At 55.0% G+C, this 8,631-nt stretch carries 5 protein-coding genes; 1 reads left to right on the top strand and 4 read right to left on the bottom strand.

Annotated elements, in window-relative coordinates; all coding sequences use genetic code 11:
• A partial coding sequence (locus tag FBQ85_21855; protein ID MDL1877785.1) for a T9SS type A sorting domain-containing protein occupies positions 1 to 2,445 on the top strand: 2,445 nt, incomplete at its 5' end.
• 125 nt (positions 2,446 to 2,570) lie between these two features.
• On the opposite strand, the gene FBQ85_21850 is transcribed toward FBQ85_21855, so the two are convergent.
• From FBQ85_21850 to FBQ85_21835, 4 genes are all read right to left on the bottom strand, one after another.
• Positions 2,571 to 4,805, bottom strand: a complete 2,235-nt coding sequence (locus FBQ85_21850; protein MDL1877784.1) for a LysM peptidoglycan-binding domain-containing protein — start codon at positions 4,803 to 4,805, stop codon at positions 2,571 to 2,573.
• 314 nt (positions 4,806 to 5,119) lie between these two features.
• Positions 5,120 to 6,847 (bottom strand): glycoside hydrolase family 3 protein, encoded by a 1,728-nt coding sequence (locus FBQ85_21845; GenBank protein MDL1877783.1) that lies wholly within the window; start codon positions 6,845 to 6,847, stop codon positions 5,120 to 5,122.
• A gap of 26 nt (positions 6,848 to 6,873) precedes the next feature.
• Positions 6,874 to 7,626: a hypothetical protein gene (locus FBQ85_21840; protein MDL1877782.1), complete on the bottom strand. Its 753-nt coding sequence runs from the start codon at positions 7,624 to 7,626 to the stop codon at positions 6,874 to 6,876.
• 49 nt (positions 7,627 to 7,675) lie between these two features.
• A complete protein-coding gene (locus FBQ85_21835) occupies positions 7,676 to 8,284 on the bottom strand; it encodes a hypothetical protein (GenBank protein ID MDL1877781.1) in 609 nt (202 codons plus the stop codon).
• Positions 8,285 to 8,631 lie beyond the last annotated feature (347 nt).

Below are 8,631 nucleotides of genomic sequence, written 5' to 3'. Positions count from 1 at the left end.
GCATTCGTGGCAACACCGGAAGGCGCTTTTCACGGCTCGGCGGGAGTGACGGTTGCCGTGCGGCCGACATCTGCGATTTCCGGCAATGTCAAAGCTGATGACGGCACAACTCCGCTCTATGGCGTGGTGTGGGCCGAACGGGTTGCCGGCTCGCCGTGGCACGGCCAGGCGCAAATCGGAGAAAATGGCGACTATCTTATTGACAATCTCATTCCAGGTTTGTATGTCGTGCGCGCGCAAGCCCGCGGTTTTCTGCCCGAATTCTACAACAACACCGATCAATATGTCGAAGCGACGCCGGTGCAGATTGCCGCGCAGGATACTGCCATTGGCATCGATTTCGGTTTGATGCGCGGCGGCAGTATTTCGGGAAAAATCACGGCTGACGCGGACGGCTCGCCTCTTGCTGGTGCGCATGTGTTTGCTTCTCGCGTCGTTCGCCCGGATTTCAGGCATCACGCCGTTACGGGTGAAGACGGCAGTTACACCATCGAGAATTTGCCCACCGGAACCTTTGCGGTTTTTGCGGAGGCTGCCGGCTACAAAGGCGAATTTTATGACGATGCTCAAAACTTACTCGAGGCAAAACTTGTTTCCGTAAGCGCGCCCGAAAATGTTGCTGGCGTTGACATGAGCCTCGCGACCGCCAGCGCGATTGCAGGCCGTGTCGTGGATGCCATCAGCGGTGAACCCGTGGCGCGAGCGCTAATTTCGATTTATGGCAATGTTGGTCCGCGCCCGGAATTGGGTTTGCGGCACACGTTTACCAATGAAAACGGCGAATACATTGCCGGTGTGCCGCCCGGCGTTTATTTCGTCTCCGCCGAGGCACGCGGCTATAATCAAGAATATTTTGATGGCGTCACCGATCGCCGCGAAGCCACGGAAGTAAAGGTTGAAGAAGGCGCTCATACTTCCGGCATCGACTTTCAACTTGATCCGCTCAGCAGCATTTCCGGCAAAGTTACGGATCAATTGAGCGGCGCGCCGATTGCCGAAGCGCTGATCTTTGCGTTTCCCGAACGTTCTTCGCATGATCCTGCGCCTCCGCGTACCCCGCATGTTGCTAAGACCGACGAGAATGGCCTGTATCGCCTCGAGGGGTTGCGCAGCGGCAAGTATTTTGTCATGGCGGAAAGCCGCGGTTATCTCAACGAGTTTTGGCAGGAGGCCTCCAATTTGAGAGAAGCCACGCCAGTTGAAGTGGCGGCAAGCGGTGAGGTCGCGAATATTGATTTCACCTTGGAAAAAGGCGGCTCGCTTTCCGGCGTAGTGGTTTCTGCGGCAGACGGTTCGCCAATTGGCGGCGCGCTGGTACACGTCTGGCAAAGCAACGGTGATGCCGTCGGTCGCGCCGAAACCGGTCGAGATGGCGCTTATCGTGTTACGGGCTTGCGCCCGGGTGATTATCTCGTGCACGTCGAAGCCAAAGGCTTCAAGCCGGTGTTTTATGACGGCGTAGAATCTCGGGCTGATGCTACGCCCGTTCACGTCGAAGCTTCAAATGAAACCAGCGGCATTGATTTCAAGTTGCAACAACTTGACAATCGCAGAGGCGCAATCAGTGGCACGGTGGTTTCTGAAATAGATGGCAATCCAATTCCATCCGCAATCGTGCTGGCGCTGCCCTTGGAACGCGGGCCGGCTGGCTTAGCCCTAACGGATGAATTGGGTGAATTTGTCGTGCGCGGCCTGCGGCCGGGTAAATATGTGTTGATGGCGCATGCGCGTCACTTTATCAGTGAGTTTTATGAGGATGCGCGCCATTATCGTGAGGCAACTCCGGTCCTAGTTGAAAGTAACCAGGAAACTGCCGGCATTCATTTCGATCTTGCGCCGGCGCAACGCGGCCCATATACTCTCGCGGGACGAGTGTTGCGCGGCAATTCGAACATGGGCGAAGCGAATGCGGTGATTTATGCGCTCGAAAATGGCAGCTTTGTCGCCTCGGCAATATCCGACGAGAACGGCAATTTCGCCATCCTCGATTTGCCGGCCGGCGAGTATAAAGTGATGGGCACCGGCCAAGGCGGTTCAGCATACTTCGGCGGCCGGGATGAACATAGCGCGGCCAACGTTGTTCTCAACAACGCCGCCAGCGTGAGTAACGTGACCATCAATTTGCCGGATGCGCCGACCAACGTTGAGCAAACGGCAGAATTGCCCACAACCTTTGCGTTGCTGCAGAATTTTCCCAATCCCTTCAACCCGGAAACGGTGATTCAATATCAACTGCCGGAACGTGTGGCGGTTTCTTTGAAGATTTTCAACGCGCTCGGCCAGGAAGTGATTACACTGGTGCAGGAAACGCAGGACGCTGGCGTCTATAAAGTCAAGTGGGAGGGCCGGGACAAGCGAGGGGTTGCATTGAGCACCGGCATTTATCTTTTTCAATTGAAAGCCGGCGAGTTCAGCATGACGCGCAAGATGGCTTATGTAAGATAGGATGGTTGCCGGTTGATCGGCGCCGCGCCTGAAGTACTCGGCGATAATCGTTGACGAAACAAAAACGGCCCGTGCAAAATTAGAAATTTGCGCGGGCCGTTTTGTTTTCAGGAGAACAAGTTTGTTTACTGCTCCTGAATCGGCGGCGTGGCAGCCGGATTGATGCTGACCACCACCGGTATTTTGAGATCGTCGTTCAAATTCAAATTATAGAGATCAAAATCCGGGTTGTACATGGCCACCAGCCAGAGCGGCACTTGATAGGTTTCGTTGCAAATTTTCCAAATCGTTTCTCCGCGTTTGAGGCGATGCGTCAATACGCTGTCAACTTTATAAGTCGAAAAGAAATCTTCTTCAATGCTGCGATGATACTCGTTGCGCCGGCGTTCGAATTCCGTGGCAGAAACGCGCGCATAAACCAGACGAATGCGTTGCCCGATGCGAATCTCTTCACTGTAACGTAAACCGTTGGCGGCGCGCAATTTTTGCGTGGGAACCTCAAGCCAGGTGGCGTAATGGCCCAGGGTCTCTTCCGGCTCGACTTTGATCCAAAGCGAATCGCCGGAGTGGCGCAAGCGCGACAACGCTGACGGCCGCGTCATGCTGGCGGCAATCGCATCCGGAAACGTGGTTGCGGCGACTTCAACCGGCTGCGGCTGGAGATTATAGGTCACAATGGACTCGCGTTCTTCGCGCGTTATATCCTTGGCGGCGAGAGGAAAAGACTCCGTGATTGCGTCCGGCGTCAACTCGATGCGCGTGTCAATTCTGTTCCGGAGCAGCGCTTCATCCTCGCTGGCATTGTCTGAAGCTCCGTTTGACACACTCGGCTCGCTGATAGCGGGAACCTCAGTGACTGCTTGTTCTTCCGCCACAGCCGCAACAACCGCTGGCTCCGGGAGGGGAGGCGTTGTTTTTTCAATCTCAACCGGTTTGCTTTCGGGTTTAACAATCTTAGCAACGATTGCCGGCGCTGGCTCGGCGCTGGCCACAACCGGCGCGGTCGCGCGCGTTGCCGGTCGCGCTTTGCTCTCCGGAATTTTTAACACGAGGCCGATTGGCAGCTTGCTTCTCAAGTTGAGGTTGTTATTCTCTGCCAGCACTTGCGGCGTCGTGTTGAACCGCCGCGCGATTGCATACAAATTGTCGCCGCTCTGCACGCGATACCATTCGGATTCGACTTGCTCATTAAAAGTGGCTTGCGGATCGATCTTCGCTGCCAGGGCCGCGGCATCGCCACCAATGCGATTGGGCAACCGCAGAACGTAGCCTTTGGGAATGCGCCGTTGCGAATTCAAAACCGGCGGTCGCAACGCGGAATTCAATTCAGAAAATTCGGAATGATTGACATCATAGGTTTTAAGAATCTCTTTCACCGTGACAAAGCGATCAAGCTCAACCTCGACAAATTCTGCCGGGGAGTGATACTCAATCGGACCAAAATAGATATCGGAATTCTTAACGACATCAACTGCCGCCAAGAACTCTGCATAAAAATTGCGCGAGGCAAAACCAAAGCTGCGGCTCTGATAACTCGTGTAGATTTTCCCGAAATCCGTGCCAAACTGGGCTTTTGCGCGCTTCATGCCATTCAAACCGTGATTGTACGCAGTGACAGCCAACGGCCACGCGCCCAATTCACTGTGGTTGAGTTTTAGCAGCTTGGCAGCCGCGTGAGTAGCACGCAGGGGATCGAGACGTTCATCAATGTCGTAATCGATTTTCATGAACAAGCGGCCCGTGTAGCGGGTAAACTGCCACAACCCGGCCGCACCGACTTTGGAATAGGCCTTGTAGTTGAAAGACGACTCGACGTGCGGCAACAGCGCCAACTCGGCGGGCAGACCGTGTTCGGCAAAAATTTTCTGAATGTATTCCAAATACATGCCGGAACGCTGAATGCCAATGTGAAAGCGATCCTTCAGGCCGAGCTGGCCGCGAATCGCGCCCGCGGCTTTGCGCAATTGCTCGGGGTCCGCATTGGCGCCGTATATTTCCAGAACGCGCTGCGCGCGCGTGCTCGGATTCGATAAATCAAGCTTGCGATCGGCGTGCGCATTCAAAATCGCCTTGTATTCGTCTTTGATCGCGTCGACCTTGCGCCATTCGTTGCGGTAGGCATATTCGCCCTGGCTGTTGTCAAGATCAACGATTTCATAAATGATGGCAAGGTTGTTGATGTCGTGAATCAACACCTTGTTGGTGGGATAAACCGCATAAATCTTCTTCCAGAACTCCACGTTGTCCCGGATGACTTCGGGCACCGGGAACGTATTGGCCGCGTCGTTCTGTTGCGCCCGCGGGGCATCAAACCAGGCTCCTAACCACATCACAGCGATGATGATTCCTATCTTCAGCATGCAACCCCTCTGCGAGTTCAAAGTGTTAACGATGATTGTCCGTTTATCTCCTGTGAGAATTGACTGTCCTCGTCAATCTATTGCAAGCACAGCAAATTTTCAAAAATTACTTAGGGATAAATATATCTCCCGAGCGCCGCGTTCGCAGAGCCATATTTTACAAAAAATTCAAAGGGTTCACTGTCTCCTGGCCTTGCGGAACTTATGATGATTCCATTGAACGCCGTTACCAGGGTGAGAGTTCGCTGACCCGAAAAAAATGGGAAGAAATCAGGAAGAACAATGATCAGGAAAGGTGAGATGGCGTTCTCACGTTACGCTCGTTGCAAGCCGTGCCCAAATGCAAACCTCCCGGGAATGGTCACGGGCAGTTTTCCCTGGATTGCGGTATCTCCGAGCAATGCGAGCGCCGCGGCGCGTTCCATCAATCTACCGCCACCGTATGCGCACAGGCTTACGGACATGGGCGGAAGATACTCGAACATGTACGGATCGCCAAACGAAATGGCGATGAGGGGCTTGTGTGCCTCGCGGGCGGCCTGCAAAAACTGCAATGCTTGCGGCGGCAGGCGCAGAGCGCCTTTCCACGCGCCCACTGTCAAATGCAGTTCAAACATCACCACATCCGCCTCGCGGCATTGAACAAGGGCTTGGGCGAGCAAAGCCTCACTCATTCCGGCGCTCAAAAGATAAGATGCAACGTCATGTGTGCGGGCTGTAAGCTGTTCGGCTAAATGCTCGCCCTCGTTGCCGGCAGCAGAATTTGAAATGATGCCAGCCACGATTTTGAGCGGGCGATCATTCGGGAGCGGCAGAATCGCCCCATCATCCTCAAGCAAAGTTATCGCTGCACCAGCAACGTTTTGTGCGAATTGTTGGGCCGCGGGAGTATTGATAAGATCTGCAATGCGATTTATATCGACGGTGCGAAGTTCATGCAGGCCAAGCCCGGCTTTCATGGTCAGCAGGCGGCGCGCTGCGGTATCGACGGCTTGCAGCGGTAACTCGCCGCTGCGCACGGCCTGCACCAGCCGGCGGTGTGTTCTTGGCGTATCCACCGGAATCAACAATGCGTCGACGCCTGCTTGCGCTGCAATGATGGCAGCTTCCGCGGGGTCGAAATGATCCGCAATTCCCTGCATGGTGAACGCATCCGTCGCAACGATGCCGTCGAATGCCAACTCCTGGCGTAAGAGCTTGGAAACGACTTTGCGCGACAGCGTTGCCGGCCGGCCAGAGGCATCGAACTGGGGAAAGGCGATATGCGCCGTCATAACGGCCCGAGCGCCTGCTTTGATTGCGGCCTTGAATGGCAGCAATTCTACCGCGTGCAATCGCTCGGCTTTGAGATTCAACACCGGCAGTTCGATATGCGTATCCGAGTCGGTATCGCCGTGGCCGGGAAAATGCTTCATCGTCGCCAACACTCTACTAGCTTGTGTGCCGGCGACGAACGCCGCGCCCAGGCGCGCGACTAACTCCGGGTCTTCACCAAACGAGCGTGTGTTGATGATGGGATTGCGGGGATTGTTGTTGATGTCGAGCACCGGGGCGTTCGTCCAATGAATGCCGATCGCGCGCGCTTCGAGCGCGGTAAGGCGTCCGATCTCGTAAGCAAACTCGTGGCTGCGTGTGGCGCCAATCGCCATCAAAGACGGAAAAGCGGTGCCGCCGCCGGGCAGAAATGCCGGCAAATCGGGTGCGCGCCCGCGGGCGCGCTGCCAGGGCTGAAAGAATGTCGCGCCGGTTTCCATATCGGCATTCACCAACAGCGGCCACTTGGAAAGGCCTTGCAACTCGTTCGTCAGCAGCGCAATGCTGTACAAACTGCCGCCGGCGAGAATAAAACCGCCAATATGCTGCTCGCGAATCAAGCGGGTGATGCGTTGCCAGTTTTCATGCTCGCGATTCGTAAAAATTGCCGCAAAGTCGACGATCAACATCTGGCCGACCTTCTCTTCTAAACTCATTGTCGCAACCGCTTGTTCGACCCACGTTTGGGCATTGGTTGAAAGAGTCATTTTTTCTGTACGAGTTATCATAAGTGTGCCGGCAAAACAAGACGGCCTCACAGCCGAAAGGCGAACGCGATCGTAACCGCGATCTTCAATCCGTCAATCGCACTCGCAACGCCGTCATACGGTTGCCGCTCTATAAAATTTATATAGTCATCCGGGAACAAACTCAGGCCGTCTGCGATTTTTGCGGGTGTGCGATCCTCCAGCTTTTCCGAGCGCCCGCCGGTATAAACCGGGTAGCTGATTTTGGCGATGAGAAAAACCGGATCGCGGTACAAGCCGAGTGTGATACCCGCATCCAATGCCATTGCCGCAGCGCTTTTATAGGTTCCGCTCAACGCGCTTCTTACCGTGTCGGCGTTTGCCAGCTCGGAGATGATGCGCGCCTTGCGGCTGACATGGACGGTTGCCATGCCATTCACGAAAAAATCGCGCCAGCCGTGGCCCAACTCGCCGCTCACCTGCAAGCTGTTGAGGCGCAATTCCAAATTTCTGATTTCGTCGTTGCCAAATTCTGCGACATCACGGCTGTTGTACGACTGCCAGCCGGCCGTCACGGCTTTGGAAAAACGGCCGGCCTGGCGATAGCCCGCTTCCACTTGCAAGCCAACGCCGGCGTCGAATCCTTTTAAAAATGTCCGCAGCCCCGGATAGTTGACAGAGTTGTATGTTTTCGTAAAACGATCAAGCTCCTCGGAGTTCATCACCATCACGCCAAAGCCGGCGCCCGCCGTGACAAAATGCTGGGCTTGCGCCAACAGCGGCAGCGTGAGCACAAGAGTAAATCCGGGCAGTGTTTTCATCGCTTTTGTTCCGGGTTGGACCATTAGTCGATTGCGGCTGCAATTCTATTCACAAGTCATCTTGTTCAAAGGCGCGAATTCTTTTCTTGAGATCATGCAGTTGTGCGAGCAGGGCAACGGTCTCCGGAGAAGGATTGGTTTCATTCTGCCAATAGGTTTTTCCCAGCTCTTCCAGCAAGCGCGGGCGCAAAGCATTCGCCGCGCGCGCTTGATTCTTGAGTTGTTCGATGAAAAACGGCGCATCAACATCCGGCCGCGCGCTCGACTCCAATCCCTCTTTTTCAAGATCCCCTTCAATTTGGCGCTTTTGCGCATGCAAATTTTCCAACTCCACCCGCCGCCGTTCCAATTCGGCGATCACGCCGGTGATGCGCAGCTTGATCGGCTCGATTTCGTCGTGTTCGTATTGTTCGGCGCAGGTTTTCCAAAACTCTTCGCCCGCCGTCTCCGCCGCGGCATGCAGGCGTTTGGCGTCGGTGCTGTTTTGCGTGCGCAGCGCGAGAATTTCCATTTGCCGTTTTGATTTATCGATCACATTTCCGCTGGCGGCTTCGAGCCGTGCAATTTCGTTTTCGCGATCGGTGATCACCACTTGATACTGCAGCGCTTTCTCGAAAATTTTTTTCAACACGCCGTTGTTGCCGATTTCGTGCGACAAAGCCTGGAACGCGGCGCGGCCGATTTCGCGATAGTGCGTCTCCAGCGCGCGCGTTGCGGCTTCGCGTTTCTGTTCCGCGCCGGCGATGCTACCTACGGTTTTTTACCAAGACGACTTGGCGAGATTCAAGCGGTTAATTTTGCCTTCCAACTCGGCGGCATCGCCGCGATTGCGATGCAGCATGAAAAAGGCGCGGCTGATGCTGTCGCTTTCACTGCGCGGCGGTTTCGCGCTCATCAACTCATAAACCGCTTTGCCGATCTCCCGCTGCAGCCGGCGTTCCTCTTCTTTCCCTTCAGAGAATTGTTGAATGTCGCGGAAGCTCGGCAACAAATCGTGCGCATATT

It is taken from the genome of Cytophagia bacterium CHB2, from assembly GCA_030263535.1.
Taxonomy (GTDB): Bacteria; Zhuqueibacterota; Zhuqueibacteria; order Zhuqueibacterales; family Zhuqueibacteraceae; genus Coneutiohabitans.
The sequence above is the reverse complement of the archived record's forward strand: the minus strand, read 5'-3'. Positions and strand labels throughout refer to the sequence as shown.

Bases quoted from the DNA above. Each gene is read 5' to 3' on its own strand.
- FBQ85_21850 (MDL1877784.1), bottom strand. From the start codon at position 4,805: ATGCTGAAGATAGGAATCATCATCGCTGTGATGTGGTTAGGAGCCTGG.
- FBQ85_21845 (MDL1877783.1), bottom strand. From the start codon at position 6,847: ATGATAACTCGTACAGAAAAAATGACTCTTTCAACCAATGCCCAAACG.
- FBQ85_21840 (MDL1877782.1), bottom strand. From the start codon at position 7,626: ATGAAAACACTGCCCGGATTTACTCTTGTGCTCACGCTGCCGCTGTTG.